This is a genomic window from uncultured Psychromonas sp., assembly GCF_947489755.1.
In the GTDB taxonomy this organism is placed as follows: Bacteria; Pseudomonadota; Gammaproteobacteria; order Enterobacterales; family Psychromonadaceae; genus Psychromonas.
In genome coordinates this window covers 18052-33759 of record NZ_CANLFB010000012.1, presented here as the reverse complement: position 1 = coordinate 33759, position 15708 = coordinate 18052, and the positions used below count along the sequence as shown (strand labels likewise).

Sequence of the window (15708 nt, the reverse complement as noted above, 5' to 3'; positions counted from 1 at the left end):
GTTAATTATGATTGAAGTATTAGTTCCAGAACTTCCAGAATCAGTTGCAGATGCAACTGTAGCAACTTGGCACAAACAACCTGGTGACTTCGTTGAGCGTGATGAAGTATTAGTTGAAATCGAAACCGATAAAGTTGTGTTAGAAGTACCTGCTACAGCATCAGGTATCTTAAAAGAAATCATTGAAGATGAAGGTGCAACCGTACTTTCTAAGCAATTATTAGCTAAATTAGAAGAAGCGGATGCACCTGCTGCCGCTAAAGAAGAAGCTGCTGCGCCAGCTGAAGCACCTGCAGGCACTGCTGATGCAAGTCCATCTGTACGCCGTTTAATGCTTGAAGAAGGCATTGATGCACGTGATATCAAAGGGTCTGGTAAAGGTGGTGTTATCACTCGTGAAGATGTAGATAACTTCCGTACGTCTAAAAACAAAAATGAAACAGCACCTAAGGTTGATATCGTGGCTGCTGTTGCTGCACGTAGTGACAAGCGTGTACCAATGACACGTTTACGTAAACGTGTTGCTGAGCGTCTACTAGAAGCTAAAAATTCAACGGCAATGTTGACAACGTTTAACGAAGTAAACATGAAACCTATCATGGATCTTCGTAAGCAATATCAAGAAGTGTTTGAGAAAAAACATGGTATCCGTTTAGGGTTCATGTCTTTCTACATCAAAGCCGTGACTGAAGCGCTTAAACGTTACCCTGAAGTTAATGCAGCAATTGACGGTACTGATATTGTTTACCACAACTTCTTTGACATCAGCATTGCAGTATCAACACCTCGTGGTCTGGTAACACCTGTTTTACGTGATACTGACACACTAAGTGTTGCTGATATTGAAAAAGGCATTCGTGAGCTTGCAATCAAAGGTCGTGACGGCAAATTAACCGTTGACGAAATGATGGGCGGTAACTTTACGGTGACTAACGGTGGTGTATTTGGTTCGCTACTTTCAACGCCAATTATTAACCCACCACAAGCCGCTATCTTAGGTATGCATAAAATCCAAGACCGCCCAATGGCAGTTAATGGTGAAGTGAAAATTTTACCTATGATGTACCTAGCACTTTCATACGATCATCGTTTAATTGATGGTAAAGAATCAGTAGGATTCTTAGTAACAATCAAAGAACTACTTGAAGATCCAACACGTCTATTACTAGACGTTTAATATTGATTTTTAAGTATTAGTCGATTGGCTGTTTAGATCGTTAAACAGCCACAACAAATTGTTTTTACACTCACGGCCTTCGGGCTATTAAGTTTAACTAAACAGATGGAAATAAATCATGAATTTGCATGAATATCAGGCAAAACAATTATTTAAAGAATACGGTTTACCGGTTCCTAATGGTGTCGCTTGCGACAGCGCTGAAGATGCGGTGAATGCTGCATCTAAATTAGGTGGCGAGCGTTGGGTTATTAAATGTCAGGTACATGCGGGCGGTCGTGGTAAAGCGGGTGGTGTTGAATTAGTTGATTCAGATGAAAAAATCCGTGGATTTGCTAACAAATGGTTAGGTCAAAACTTAGTGACTTACCAAACAGACGCAAATGGTCAACCAGTTAATAAATTATTATTAGAAGAATGTAGTGACATTGCTAATGAGCTTTATTTAGGTGCGGTTATTGACCGTGCTTCACAACGTGTTACGTTCATGGCGTCTACTGAAGGCGGCGTTGAAATTGAGAAAGTTGCTGAAGAAACACCTGAACTTATTCATACCGCTATGATTGACCCATTGGTTGGCGCACAAGCGTACCAAGGTCGTGAATTAGCATTTAAATTAGGTCTTTCTGGTAAGCAAGTCGGTCAATTTACTAAAATTTTCCTAGGCTTAGCGACTATTTTTGAACAGAAAGATTTATCATTATTAGAAATCAATCCATTAGTTGTTACTGGAGCTGATGACCTAATTTGTCTTGATGGCAAAATTTCTATCGATTCAAATGCAATGTACCGTCAAAAAGAGCTTCTAGCGATTAACGATACAACGCAAGATGACGCACGTGAAATGCATGCTGCACAGTGGGAATTAAACTACGTAGCACTAGACGGAAACATTGGCTGTATGGTTAATGGTGCTGGTCTTGCTATGGGTACGATGGACATGGTTAACTTACATGGCGGCAACCCGGCTAACTTCCTAGATGTTGGCGGCGGCGCAACTAAAGAACGTGTTACTGAAGCATTTAAAATCATTCTTTCTGACGATAAAGTTAAAGCTGTTTTAGTTAACATCTTCGGCGGTATCGTACGTTGTGATTTAATCGCTGACGGCGTTATCGGTGCAGTTGCAGAAGTAGGTGTATCTGTTCCTGTTATCGTTCGTTTAGAAGGTAATAATGCTGAGTTAGGTCGTAAGATTCTAGCTGAGTCAGGTCTTAATATTATTGCAGCAACATCATTAACAGATGCTGCGCAGCAGTCTGTTAAAGCGGTAGGTGGAAAATAATGAGCATTTTAATTAATAAAGATACTAAAGTAATTTGTCAGGGTTTCACTGGTGGTCAAGGTACTTTCCATTCTGAGCAAGCACTTGAGTACGGTACGCAAATGGTTGGTGGTGTTTCTCCTGGTAAAGGCGGTCAAACACATTTAGGTCTTCCTGTATTTAATACAGTACGTGAAGCAGTAGAAAAAACTGGCGCAACAGCATCAGTTATCTACGTACCAGCACCATTTTGTAAAGATGCTATTTTAGAAGCGATTGATGCAGGTATTAAATTAATCGTTACTATCACTGAAGGTATCCCAACACTAGATTTAGTTGCAGTTAAAATCAAACTAGATCAAGAAGGCGTTGTGATGATCGGTCCTAACTGTCCTGGTGTTATTACACCTGATGAATGTAAAATCGGCATCATGCCTGGTCACATTCATAAGAAAGGTAAAGTAGGTATCGTATCGCGTTCAGGTACATTAACTTATGAAGCAGTTAAACAAACTACGGATGAAGGTTTCGGCCAATCAACGTGTGTTGGTATCGGTGGCGACCCAATCCCAGGTTCAAGCTTCATTGATATTTTAAAATTATTCCAAGAAGATCCTGAGACTGAAGCAATCGTTATGATTGGTGAAATCGGTGGTACTGCGGAAGAAGAAGCGGCTGCTTATATCAAAGCAAACGTCACTAAACCTGTTGTATCTTACATTGCTGGTGTTACTGCACCTGCTGGTAAGCGTATGGGTCATGCTGGCGCAATTATCGCTGGTGGTAAAGGTACTGCTGAAGATAAATTTAAAGCACTTGAAGATGCGGGCGTGAAAACGACTAAATCTCTAGCTGAAATTGGTAGCGCTTTACGCGAAATCACTGGTTGGTAATCTCTTAACTGAGTACTCATCATCAAGCCTCGCTTTTAGCGGGGCTTTTTTATGTCTATTGTTTGAGTTTTAGGCTAACTTGGAAGTAGTTTTGTTCTCTTTTGTAACGTGTATAGAAGATACATTTAAAGTGCTATACCTTAAAGAAGGGATGCGGGCGTTAAATGACTAAATCTTTAGCTGAAATTGGTAGCGCTTTACGCGAAATCACTGGTTGGTAATCGCTTAACTGAATACTCATCACCAAGCCTCGCTTTTTAGCGGGGCTTTTTTATGCCTACTGTTTAAGTTTTAGGCTAACTTGGAGGTGGTTTTGTTCTCTTTTGTAAGGTGTATAGAAGATAAAATTTAAAACGCTATACTTTAAAGAAGGGATGCGGACGTGAAAATGACTAAATCTCTAGCTGAAATTGGTAGCGCTTTACGCGAAATCACTGGTTGGTAATCTCTTAACTGAGTACTCATCATCAAGCCTCGCTTTTAGCGGGGCTTTTTTATGTCTATTGTTTGAGTTTTAGGCTAACTTGGAAGTAGTTTTGTTCTCTTTTGTAACGTGTATAGAAGATACATTTAAAGTGCTATACCTTAAAGAAGGGATGCGGGCGTTAAATGACTAAATCTTTAGCTGAAATTGGTAGCGCTTTACGCGAAATCACTGGTTGGTAATCTCTTAACTGAGTACTCATCATCAAGCCTCGCTTTTTAGCGGGGCTTTTTTATGCCTGCTGTTTATGTTGTGGTTAACTTGGCGAGTATTTTAGTACGCTAATATAGAAACAATTTAAAGTGCTGTACGTTTTTACTGAATACATAGATGAGAAATTTTTTGATCTAGGGACGCATGACGAATTAAGCAGAGCATAGTGTCATGAGCGAAGGTGCTCTATGAGTTCTGTTTTCAGCTTGCAGGGTTCTTGGTATTTTGGGGGGCATTGTTGGTTTCGAATATAAAATCAACACACAAAATTCTGCAGGCTAAAGCCAGCGCCTCAAAGTCAAAATACCAACTCTGTACCATTACACCAACACAACTCTCTGCGGGCTAAAGCTAGCGCCCCAAAGTCAAAATACCAACTCTGTACCATTACACCAACACACAAGCTCCTGCAGGCTAAAGCCAGCGCCCTAAAGGCAAAATACCAACACGGTACCATTACCCCAACACACAACTCTCTGGGGGCTAAAGCCAGCAGCCCAAAGTCAAAATACCAACTCTGTATCATTACCCCAACAGACAGCTCTCTGCGGACTAAAGCCAGCGGCCCAAGTCAAAATATCAATACTGTACTACTACACACCAAACACACAACTCTCTGCGGACTAAAGTTAACGCCCAGAAGTCAAAACATCAAAATTAATGCACAACTCCCAGCAGGTTAAAGCTAGTGTCCCGATACAACTTTCGACAATCAATTGATGTTTCATACCTTAAAAAATGAAGAGAGTCTGGCGTGAAAACGATTTAATAGTTAGTTGAAATAGTCATTGAGATCGTAATCAACGTTATAAAGCAGATAAAATATGTCGAAATACTATGCATTAGTATCTGCTTATTTTTAACCTTTTTATATTCGTATGTTGAATGATGTGTTTTAAATTAAATGCGTTTTACTATAGAAGTTAATTTATACCTATTTTTACTTTTCAAACATTTCTTTGTATATATTAAAATGACTTTTAAAATTATAGTCATTTACATAACTATTGAAGCAACGAGAAAGAGGCAGTTTTTTATTAAATACTGACTTCATTTAAGATAATAAATTATCAATGTGTTGATGTTTTTTGCAATAAATTCATTTTATTATTGTTTGATGTCCTATCTAATTGTTAAACATAGTAAAAGTTATAGTGGCACGCTTGATGCAGAATAATAAGTGCATATCATTGATATTTTTATATTTAATGATTTCATTTTATTAAGCTTTTCATTTTTACATTAAATAGGATAGAGGTGAAATATGGACATATTTAAATTTTCAAATATTAGAAAAATAGGATTACTCTTAGGTCTATTGTTTAGCACAAACTCTTTTGCAAGTATGATCGTAGACGTTGTTTATCAAGATCAGGCGCTTAGTGGCATTGGAAACTCAATTTCTTATCAACATGATATTACTGATGATGGGTTTACATTTGGAACCGCAACAAGTGCAAATTTAGCAATTGAAGTTAATAACCTTAATATCTGGGAGACGCTGTTATTTCAAATTGATGAGTTTGATTTTGATTCAGGTGCGATTACGTTAGGCAGTGGTTATCTTGGTGATCTAGAAATCAATGCTTTAGCCGCCCTTAATAGTGATGGTTTATTAGATGTCATCGTCTATGCAGGGTTCTTTACAAGTGTTAGTGTTGGTAATTCAACTTTAACGGTACAAGTACCAGAACCAAGTACTATACTGATACTAGGTCTTGCAATCATTGGTTTAAGTTTAGGCCGTCAACGTAAGCTATAACCTATCATAAATATGTCGGGTGAATGATTAGTTTGCCCAATTTTTTATGATCAAGCCTCGCTTTTAGTGAGGTTTTTTTATGCCTATTGTTTACGTTTATTGGTTACTTCTGGTATCAATTTTAATTTGTCCTCTAATGTTTAAAAAGTATAAAAAGTATAAAAAGTATAAAAAGTATAAGGAGTTAAAGCGAGCTTCTAAAAGATAAGCGATTTAATACGCTTTGAAATAAGTTGTCATGTTTTCTTGTATGTGATCGGCTCTAATTCTCTTTATGACGGTTAAATAAAAATATTTTTATAAGATCAAAGGATTTATTCGTTTAAAATGTTGACTAAGGGGGTATCGGTTTAATCCATGTGGTTTTAAATCTAACACTTATTTTGTATTTCGTTTGTTATAAGGTTAAACATGAACTTAGTTAAAGTATTGCCAGCATTAATGTTTATTTATTCAATACCGAGTGTTGCTGCAGAAGTAACAACGGCTCCATCTACCCTAGCGGCATCATCAATTACCGAAAAGAACTTATATGGTACTTGGTTATGTCAACATGATATGGAAGAGCCTAATACTAAAATGTCGATTAAGGTAAATTATAAAATTAATTATCTAGCAAATGGTCAATCTAACGGTAGTGGGGATTTGTTTTTTAAAATTAACGGCATGCCTGAACTTAAGTACAGTGTGACGGATAATTCTACTTGGGTCCTTAAAGGCAATGACCTGACCATTAAATCAAAAGACATAAATTTTAAGAATGTAAGTCATCCTAAATTAGAATCATTGTTAAATTTAAAAAAGATTTTACCTGCGACAGTTAATGAATCAGGTACGATAGTTTCTTTAACGAAAACTACGCTGAAGGTTAAGTCTGCATCTTATGGCGAAGTTTATACCTGTGGGAAAGTGGTAAGTCGAAGTTAAGCTTGCATGCATCGTGTCATATTGAATGAATACACTCATGTAAAATTTTGTTGAATTAATTTTTATTATTTGGATTCAGATAATAAGTGGGTCGAGGGAAATGAGAATAAAAAAGGCTGTACTAAACCAGTACAGCCTTTGAGTTTTAAAGACAGATTATAACGCCTGTTTACTGCGGCAGATTAATCGTATTTAACGGCACGTAAAACAACAAATTTCTTGTTTTCTGCAATTAACTCACAATTCCCAAAAATACGGTCTAATTTATCTTGGTAGTCTAAATGACGATTACCCACGATCACTAACTCACCATTTACAGCTAAACAAAAATGAGCGTCGTTAAACATGCTCCACGCGATATGGTCAGTAATAGCATGTTGTTGATGGAAAGGTGGGTTACATAAAATCAAATCATAGCTACGTGCTTTAAATCCAACTAGCCCATTATTAACTACAAAACGAGTATTATCAGAGCGCTCTTCCTCGAAGTTTTTCAGCATATTAATACGTGCTGAATCGACTGCCATATAAGACTCATCGATAAATGTAATCTGCGCTTCTGGGTAAGCTTCAGCTGCCGACATACCTACAACGCCATTACCACATCCTAAATCAACCACTTTAGTAAAGTCGCCTTCAGGTAAGTTATCCATTAAATAACGACCGCCAATATCTAAATGATTACGAGAGAATACATTGGCATGGTTATGAATTTTCCATTCTAGGCGTTCTATTTCCCATGTAATAGCGACTTCAGTTTCTGGGATTTCATTTTGATCTGGCAAACTAAAGATCAAGCGTGATTTTTTCTTCGCTAGTGATGTTTTAGTCGTACCAATATATTTTTCAAATAAAGCTAATGTAGATTTATGGATTGCATCTACTTTACCCGCTGCAACAATAATTGTGTCTTTATCGATAACAGCGCTTAGTTGTTGTAGTTGGTATTCTAAAAATGCCAATGTTTTTGGTACTTTAATGAGCACCACTTTCGCATTAGTTGGTAGTTCTTGCAAACTATCTTGAATTAATAATGTCTCAGGTATGCAATGGTTACGTTGCATATTAAGTTTAATTGACCCAACAGATAAGAAAGAGTCTGAAACAACAGTTCTTTCTATTTCATTGAAGTAACAACTTAATGCACCAAAACCATCGTTGATGATTAATAACTGCCCATCTTCAGTAATGTATTTACCTAGTTCATTTTCATTAAAATGATTGATCAGGTATTCATCTGCTGAGTCCCACGCTTGTAATGTTTCATTTTTACGACGCGGGTGACGATGTAAAATTAACGTTTGATCTGCAATTATTAATGCTTCATTCATAGCTTTTGCCTAATTTGGTAATTTATATAGAGTTAATTTACCATTTTAACTTGCTTGGCCTATTAAGGTAAGTGATATTATCGACCATACCTAAATGAATAAGGATAGGACGCTTCGTGAATATAATAATAATTAAAAATAAATTAATGAAAGCACTATTAATGTGTATCCCATTACTTGCCTTAACAGCTTGTGATAATCAAATTGATGACATTTTGTCAGATATTGCCGATGGAGATGATGAAACTGTTTGTGGAACCGATACTACTACCGTTAATTTTAAACAGATAGCGTATTGGTCTGTTAGTGATGAAGAGACGTTGGATAATATCGACTTCAGTATGCTCACTCATATTATTTATAGTAAAATTGGTGTGGAATCCGATGGTGATTTGATCATGCCTACAGACGATGATTTAGAGGAATTTGAAGATATGATTGAATATGCGCAAGATGCTGGCGTTTATGCAATGGTTTCTTTTGGTAATTCAAGTGATAGTGCATTTAATACCATTGCTGCTAGTGATACTGCGTTAGATAATTTCGCTGATAATGTCGAAGATTTAATTAAAGAGTATGATTTGGATGGGGTTGATATCGATTGGCGCTTTCCTGAAGACGATGATGAAGGTGATTTTTTTGAAGATCTCGTAAAAGAGATATCAGACAGAGCGGATGATCAAGGCGTACTGTTTAGCTATGTGGTTGATTCTGGTCAAGACGATGATGCAACGGATGATGGTGTTCAAGACGACAGCTTAGATTATCCTGACTTTATCAATGTGATGGCATTAGATACAACAGATGATGATGATTTACATTCATCTTTAGAAGATGCTGAAGATGCGATTGAATATTGGACTGACCGTTGTGTTGTTATGAATAAAATAGTGTTAGCTATTCCATTGTATTCAGCTGGTGATGGTGTGCTCAGCTTTAATGAAATTGCAGATGACGACCTTGATAATGTTTGTGTAGACGAAGCAAGTAACGTTGAAGATGAAGATGGTAATAAATATGATGATATTAACTATAACGGTATTCCAACCGTTAATGATAAAACTGAATATGCACAATCTTATGCTGGTGGCGTGGTATTAACCACATTAGATCAGGATTATTTTGATGAAGGTGACTATTACTCAATACTAGCTGCGGTTGACTGGCAAGTAGCCGGTGGACCCAATGATATTTGTGATTAATTGCTATTAATAATAAGCCTACTATTTCATGGTTTTTATTGTGGTTAAAAGGGCGCATAATAGCGCCCTTTATTTACCCTACTAACTATAAGGTCATATTATGCCGATCAATGCCGCTTTAACAGAACGTAGTAATGGATGTTGTGAATTATGCTCATCAAATAATGAACTGTCTATTTTTGAAGTGCCACCTGTTAAAGAACCTAACTCAGATAAATCAGTGTTAGTGTGTTCTACTTGTTTACCTCAAATCGAAAAAACAGCTGAAATGGATAATAACCATTGGCGTTGTTTGAACGATAGTATGTGGAGTCAAGTTCCTGCTGTTCAAGTCACTGCTTTTCGTTTGTTAACACGCTTAAGTAAAGCGAGTGAAGTATGGGCTCAAGACCTATTAGATATGATGTACATGGAAGATGAGCAAAAAGCCTGGGCTGAATATGGTGTTGCTGCAGATGAAATAGAAGCGGTTGCGCCAACGCGTGACTCAAACGGTGTGGTGTTATTAGCCGGTGATAACGTTACGCTAATTAAAGACTTGGAAGTGAAAGGTGGTAACTTTACGGCTAAGCGTGGTACGCCAGTGCGTAATATTTCACTAACTGATAATCCTGAGCATATCGAAGGACGTGTTAACGGAGTACGTATTGTACTGTTAACGACTTATCTAAAGAAAATGCCATTATTTGAAGATAAATAATCAGACGATTCCCTACGCGCTTTAAGTAAAAAGAGGTGGGGAGGTGGTTAGATATAAAAAGGGTCATATTGCATAATGTAATATGACCCTTTTTTTATTAGCTTAGATTACTTAATAAAATGTTGAAGCAACTTATTATTAGTCACTATTTATTAGGTGGCTAATTATATGTGGTTAATGTTAACTACTTATCTAAACTACTTTCCAAGTCATCTCTTCATTTGCTTTGATAGGCACAACCACATCCTTACCAAAAACTAATGTTTCAGGTACTGTCCAAGATTGTTTTTCTAAAGTGACAGTATCAGTATTACGAGGTAGTTCATAAAAATCAGGCCCATTAAAGCTAGCAAAACCTTCAAGTTTATCTAATGCGTTTTCTGCTTCAAATACTTCTGCATATAACTCTAATGCGGCAAATGCTGTATATGAACCAGCACATCCACAAGCTGATTCTTTTGCGCCAATTGAATGCGGTGCAGAGTCAGTACCTAAAAAGAACTTTTTGCTTCCGCTTGTTGCTGCTTTTACTAATGCTGCTTGGTGTGTATTTCTTTTTAAAATTGGTAAGCAGTAGAAGTGCGGTTTAATACCACCTACTAACATATGATTACGATTAAACATTAGGTGGTGAGCAGTGATAGTCGCACCCACGTTATCATTTGCTTTATTTACAAAATCTACCGCATTTGCAGTCGTAATGTGTTCCAGTACGATTTTAAGGTTTGGGTAATCAGACACAATCGGTGCTAATACTTCTTTTAAGAAAACTTCTTCACGGTCAAAAATATCCACCTCATGTGATGTTACTTCACCGTGCACTAGTAATGGCATATTCACTTCTTGCATCGCTTGTAATGCGGCTTTGATATTATCAACGTTTGTCACGCCCGAATCTGAATTGGTTGTTGCACCTGCAGGGTATAATTTTGCAGCATAAACATGACCAGAAGCCTTCGCTTTTTTGATTTCTTCCGCACTTGTATTATCGGTTAAATAGATAACCATTAATGGCGTAAATGTTGCTGTTGGTTTTTCTGCCAAAATACGTTCACGGTATGCTAATGCACTTTCAGTTGTCATTACTGGCGGTACTAAATTAGGCATCACAATCGCTCTACCCATATAACGGCTGGTATCACGGACAGTATCTTTCAATACGTCACCGTCGCGTAAATGTACATGCCAATCGTCTGGACGGGTAATCGTTAGTGTGCTGCTCATAAAGTGCTCCGCATAATAAAGGGGGGAAAGAATTGCAATGATTTTAGAAGTATCAAAAGGTTAAGTAAAGCGCTAGTTAGGGTTGTTGTGTATATAAGGGGAATGTCAGTTTAAAGAAGATGTTTGTATTGGAAGTGATTTTTAATCTTTTGATCAGGACGCATGGCTAATTAGGCAAAGCTTATTGTCATTAGCAGAGGAGATCTGCGAGTCTTGTTTACAGCTTGCAGATTTTTGGTATTAAGTTTTGGTCTTCAACATAAAAGCAACACACAAAAAAATGCAGGCTAAAGCCAGCGCCCCTAAGTAAAAGGCTTACATCATTACGTGGTTGCTTGAAGATTAAAATCTGGGTACCGAAGTCAAAGATTCAATATCAACACATAATTGATGAAGACTAAAATCAGTGACTGGAAAATAAAGACAGCTTCCTTGTTACAGTGTGATTACTTCAAGGTTGCGTAATGTTGGCGAATAGCTAATGCGATATTTGCCTTTATTTCTGGTGTGACGTGTACGCTTTTTTGTTTAGGGAGAAGATCAACCAAAGCTTGAACTAATGGTTGTTGTGCTTCATCTGATTTAGCAACCCAACTCGCCAATAAATCTCGGTTTATATAAGCAGGTAAAGAGCCTAGCGTACCAACATCATTTTGATTATGTATTAATAAACCAGCGGTAGTGCCTTTATCGAGCGTTAATACCTGGTAAAAATATAAAGTATGATAATCAAGTTGTTGTTGTAACTCAATATCAGAAGGGGGAGGTAAACGGCTAAATTTCTCAGTTAACAAAGCGATATAACAATCAATCACTTCAGTGGCGAAATCAATAGAAAAGGCCTTTGGTGTTTGTGCGTTTCCAGTAAAACCTTCTAAATAAAAATGGCTTACACCACGATGTTTATTTAATGCTGGAATATAAAAATATTGGTCGCCTTGTTCTATGCCGCTATCAAACCATTCGCCACTGACTTTTTGTAACATCCTATTAAACAGTGCATTGTCACTTTCGTCTTCAACGGCTGGGTTTAAGTCTGCCATTAAACGCCAGTATTGTTTGCCATTCTTAAGCTCTGTCCAACTAACGTGGATATGGATAGAAGGGGCTAATGGATGTTGAGGGTGAATTATCGTTGAAAGTGCAGTCGCAGATAAAAAAGCTTTGTCTGGTCTATCTTCATATTGTACTTGCGATACATTGACCGATGCTCGGTTAAATACCGTATTCGTACTGGCTTCAAACCGTTTACCACCACCATGAGAGCCATTATCTCGTAGCCATTCCACACTTTTAAAGCTTGTTCCAGTGGATAGTTTTTCTAATTTTTCTACAAAATAATATTGTATTTTACTGAGTTGAGTTAATGCAAATTGAGCTTCATCTGAGGTGGCGAATACGCGCATTGATAATCCTGTATTGATATAGTGTTAGCTATGTGAATGTCTAGCTTTATAAATGTAATAAGTCTATTTAACCAAACATCTTAATTTATAGCGTCAATAAGGGAAAGCAAATAGTGACGATCACCCCAGTTAATTGAGGATTATTGTTAATCGATAATGTCCCTTGATGGTAATCACAAATCATCTTCGCAATGTATAACCCTAAGCCTAAATGTGTATCATGCTGTTGCGATGAGGGTCTGATAGACACCATGGATTGGAATAAGTCTTGTTGTTGATCTGTCGCTAATAATGGACCTGTATTTTCAATGGTTAACACCGCAAAGCTGCCTTTTTTAGTTAAGCGAACACTAATTGCTTTATCGTCAGAGGAAAACTCAACCGCGTTATGGATGATTTTATCGAGTAATTGCACTAAAAAATCAGGATCGGCATTAATCAATAAACTATCATCTCCTAAATCCTCAATAAAGTTTGATTGTTTATAGATCATGTCATAACCCTGTAAACAGCTATTGATCAGCATTTTTAGATCGATAGTTTGTTTCTCACCTTGCTCTAAACTTTGTTCAATTCGGCTTGCTTCACTCATACTGGTCAGTATTTTATTAAGTCTGATGATGCCTTGTTGAGAGCGCTGTATATATTTCTGTTGTTCATCGTCTGCAGGCAATGAAGCCAAATTTTCAAGTGACGATCTGACTACTGCAACAGGTGTACGTAATTCATGGGATAAGCGTGCTGACAATTGCTCAACATAATGATGGTAATGACCTAATCGTTTTACCATGTCAGCCATACTACGCGATAAATCGCCAATTTCATCACTGTGCTGACTTGCATTGAATTGCCCGTTTAGACGTCCATTGTTATCGAGAATATGTTCGCTTTGATCGCGTAGCTGCCGAATGCGCTTCACCACCGTAGAAATAAACAAAAACAGCAAAATGCCTGCAATGAAAATAATCGCAATGAGTACATTAAACATTTTCTCTAAGGCTTGATTTCGTAACGTTAGAATCCCATGATTTGTTTCTTCTGCAAGTACAACACCGACAACATTACCGTTAATGAATATCGGATGTGCGGCACTTAGAATAGAGACTTTTTGATCTGAGTTTAATCGCCATTGTGTTGCGGCTTTGCCGGTGAGGGCTTCATCGATTAATGCATAATCGAGTTGTGTGGCATTTTTTGCTGCATCGATAAAAGTGTTGTCGGGTTTGTCTAGCAGTAAATCATAAAGCGGTGACAATATGAATGATTCTATTTTTGACCAAACGCTGGTGGAAGGAGGAGCTGTTTCATTGTTATTGGCAATTGAGTTGCTCTCACTCTTTATAGAATGGTTGTCCTCAGGGTAAGTGTTTTCAGAGTAATTGTCTGCAGTATAATTTTCCTCAGGGTAATAGTCGCTAGGCCAAGTACCAGTGGCTTGGTGAAGATCGCCAGTTTTTGCTATGACACGTTGTTGCCTATCAACTACCCACAATCTAGAACGGGTATGGCTCATGGCTAATAATATGTTCTCAATTTCAGGAGAAGGGATTAGCACACTGCCGAGTTTATTGATATCTAAGAGATTAGAAGTGCTGATGCTGTTATCAATGTTACCGCTGTTGGGGCTTGAGCTCGTATTTAATTGAAATCCTAACTTATTGCCTAATAATGATAAAGGCAGACGTAGTTCGATGTTATAACCCTGTGAAGTGGACTTCCAAATACCTTGGATAGATTTTTCACGAGTGACGTTTGTGGCATAAATACTGTGTTGTGGATATCGGTAACCATTAAACCAACCATCTTCAGCCACAGAAATAATATAACGTTGTAACTCACCTTGGGGGGAACTCATAGCAATAATAAGATGATCGTTGTCGGTTATGGTTGAATTAGTACTTTCACGCTTAACGGGTTGTGGGTCAAACACTTCAAAATAGGCATATAAATAACCGCCTTGTTTACCTAGCCATTGATTAAAGCTGACATCACCTCTCTTATGTTGAGCCGTCTCACCAGTGGCATCCGAGTAAGTAGCATTTGAGTAAGTGTTGTTAAGCGTCTTAATAGCAGCCCAATCTTCAATATTACCATCAAGTAAAATTGGTTTTTTTAAATCGTAAACATACAGGTCATGACCTTTTTTAAAGTCAGATAAAGGCGTGTCATCTTCATTAAATAAACTAGGACGTTCATGCAATGCGGTTGCTACTGCACTCGTTGTCCCAAGTAAGGTTTGTTGTTGGCCTAAACGTAAGAAGTTTTCCATTTCAATCACAAATTGATAGGCAAACCAAGGCAATAATAACAATAAGCTACTGAGTGTTAATAACTTACTGCGTAAACCCCACTTAAATCTCATTACGCTTGTTCCTCTGGGGTGATATCCCAACGATAGCCCATACCATAAATAGCAGTTATCTCATCAAATCCTGAGTCTATTTGTATAAATTTTTTACGGATTCGTTTGATATGAGAAGTGATGGTATTGTCATCGACCACCATGTTGGCATCGGTCATTAATTGTTGACGACTTCTTACGACACCTGACTTATTGGCTAGCGCATGAATGATCCAAAACTCAGTAATGGTCACTTCAAGCAGTTGGTTATTCCAACTAATTTGCATTTTGTCATTATCAATCGTTAAAGCACCGCGTGTTAAAATGGAGGATTTTGTAGTTTGGACGGATTGACTTAATTCTGTGCGTCTAAAGAGCGCACTAATTCGAACCATTAAATGCTCTAAACCAATTTCTTTACTTAAGTAATCGTCAGCTCCTAAACGCAACCCTGAAATGCTATCAAAGTCATTATCACGCGCGGTGAGAAATATAATGGGAATAGTTGCCGATAATTGACGTAATTGTTGACACAATAAAAAACCACCATCGTATTCATGACCTAAACCAACATCAATAATGGCTAAATCAGGTAAACGGATTGTAAACGCCTGCATCGCTTGTTCTCTGCCTTCGTAACCCTCTACTTGATAACCATAACGCGTCATAAGGTCAGTATAATTTTCTCGGATACTGTGGTCATCTTCAATAATGGCAATACGTTTCATATTTACTTTTATTCCTGTTTTATTGATTCTTGTACTTATTTTACTGATTCATTGTG

Annotated in this window: 12 protein-coding genes; 7 read left to right on the top strand and 5 right to left on the bottom strand. The window is 37.5% G+C overall.

All coding sequences use genetic code 11. The annotated features are described in order from the left end of the window. Nucleotides 1-7: 7 nt before the first annotated feature. The 5 genes from odhB (at nt 8) to Q0794_RS08535 (ending at nt 6720) form a co-directional block, all read left to right on the top strand. On the top strand, nt 8-1177 hold the full coding sequence (gene odhB / locus Q0794_RS08555) for a 2-oxoglutarate dehydrogenase complex dihydrolipoyllysine-residue succinyltransferase (RefSeq protein ID WP_298941305.1): 1170 nt from the start codon (nt 8-10) through the stop codon (nt 1175-1177). A gap of 118 nt (nt 1178-1295) precedes the next feature. Continuing rightward, complete coding sequence (sucC, locus tag Q0794_RS08550) at nt 1296-2462, top strand: ADP-forming succinate--CoA ligase subunit beta (RefSeq protein ID WP_298941304.1); 1167 nt, start codon at nt 1296-1298, stop codon at nt 2460-2462. After that, entirely contained in the window at nt 2462-3334 is an 873-nt protein-coding gene (gene sucD, locus Q0794_RS08545) for a succinate--CoA ligase subunit alpha (protein WP_160061424.1), read from the top strand. Before sucC ends, sucD begins: the two co-directional genes overlap by 1 nt. A gap of 1961 nt (nt 3335-5295) precedes the next feature. Continuing rightward, nucleotides 5296-5793, top strand: coding sequence for a PEP-CTERM sorting domain-containing protein (locus Q0794_RS08540; protein ID WP_298941303.1), 498 nt, complete (start codon nt 5296-5298; stop codon nt 5791-5793). 411 nt (nt 5794-6204) lie between these two features. Then, a complete protein-coding gene (locus tag Q0794_RS08535) occupies nt 6205-6720 on the top strand; it encodes a hypothetical protein (RefSeq protein WP_298941302.1) in 516 nt (171 codons plus the stop codon). Between the two features lie 182 nt (nt 6721-6902). Here Q0794_RS08535 and Q0794_RS08530 read toward each other — a convergent pair whose 3' ends face one another. Continuing rightward, nucleotides 6903-8051: a methyltransferase gene (locus Q0794_RS08530; protein ID WP_298941301.1), complete on the bottom strand. Its 1149-nt coding sequence runs from the start codon at nt 8049-8051 to the stop codon at nt 6903-6905. 116 nt (nt 8052-8167) lie between these two features. Here Q0794_RS08530 and Q0794_RS08525 point away from each other — a divergent pair, with 116 nt between their 5' ends. Together Q0794_RS08525 and Q0794_RS08520 are read left to right on the top strand one after the other, a co-directional pair. Beyond that, nucleotides 8168-9253, top strand: coding sequence for a glycosyl hydrolase family 18 protein (locus tag Q0794_RS08525; protein WP_298941300.1), 1086 nt, complete (start codon nt 8168-8170; stop codon nt 9251-9253). A gap of 100 nt (nt 9254-9353) precedes the next feature. Beyond that, entirely contained in the window at nt 9354-9953 is a 600-nt protein-coding gene (locus Q0794_RS08520; RefSeq protein ID WP_298941299.1) for an alkylphosphonate utilization protein, read from the top strand. Between the two features lie 192 nt (nt 9954-10145). On the opposite strand, the gene pyrC is transcribed toward Q0794_RS08520, so the two are convergent. From pyrC to pdsR, 4 genes are all read right to left on the bottom strand, one after another. Next, nucleotides 10146-11177: a dihydroorotase gene (pyrC, locus tag Q0794_RS08515; protein ID WP_298941298.1), complete on the bottom strand. Its 1032-nt coding sequence runs from the start codon at nt 11175-11177 to the stop codon at nt 10146-10148. Nucleotides 11178-11623: 446 nt separating this feature from the next. Continuing rightward, nucleotides 11624-12583 carry a coproporphyrinogen III oxidase gene (locus tag Q0794_RS08510; protein ID WP_298941297.1) on the bottom strand — a complete coding sequence of 320 codons (960 nt, stop codon included), beginning with the start codon at nt 12581-12583 and terminating at the stop codon, nt 11624-11626. 85 nt (nt 12584-12668) lie between these two features. Next, entirely contained in the window at nt 12669-14945 is a 2277-nt protein-coding gene (locus tag Q0794_RS08505; RefSeq protein ID WP_298941296.1) for an ATP-binding protein, read from the bottom strand. Beyond that, entirely contained in the window at nt 14945-15652 is a 708-nt protein-coding gene (gene pdsR, locus Q0794_RS08500) for a proteobacterial dedicated sortase system response regulator (protein WP_298941295.1), read from the bottom strand. Before pdsR ends, Q0794_RS08505 begins: the two co-directional genes overlap by 1 nt. Nucleotides 15653-15708 lie beyond the last annotated feature (56 nt).

Coding starts and splice junctions, on each gene's coding strand:
- Q0794_RS08510 (WP_298941297.1), bottom strand. CDS start 12,583: ATGCGCGTATTCGCCACCTCAGATGAAGCTCAATTTGCATTAACTCAA.
- pdsR (WP_298941295.1), bottom strand. CDS start 15,652: ATGAAACGTATTGCCATTATTGAAGATGACCACAGTATCCGAGAAAAT.
- sucD (WP_160061424.1), top strand. CDS start 2,462: ATGAGCATTTTAATTAATAAAGATACTAAAGTAATTTGTCAGGGTTTC.
- pyrC (WP_298941298.1), bottom strand. CDS start 11,177: ATGAGCAGCACACTAACGATTACCCGTCCAGACGATTGGCATGTACAT.
- Q0794_RS08540 (WP_298941303.1), top strand. CDS start 5,296: ATGGACATATTTAAATTTTCAAATATTAGAAAAATAGGATTACTCTTA.
- Q0794_RS08530 (WP_298941301.1), bottom strand. CDS start 8,051: ATGAATGAAGCATTAATAATTGCAGATCAAACGTTAATTTTACATCGT.
- Q0794_RS08535 (WP_298941302.1), top strand. CDS start 6,205: ATGAACTTAGTTAAAGTATTGCCAGCATTAATGTTTATTTATTCAATA.
- odhB (WP_298941305.1), top strand. CDS start 8: ATGATTGAAGTATTAGTTCCAGAACTTCCAGAATCAGTTGCAGATGCA.
- Q0794_RS08505 (WP_298941296.1), bottom strand. CDS start 14,945: ATGAGATTTAAGTGGGGTTTACGCAGTAAGTTATTAACACTCAGTAGC.
- sucC (WP_298941304.1), top strand. CDS start 1,296: ATGAATTTGCATGAATATCAGGCAAAACAATTATTTAAAGAATACGGT.
- Q0794_RS08520 (WP_298941299.1), top strand. CDS start 9,354: ATGCCGATCAATGCCGCTTTAACAGAACGTAGTAATGGATGTTGTGAA.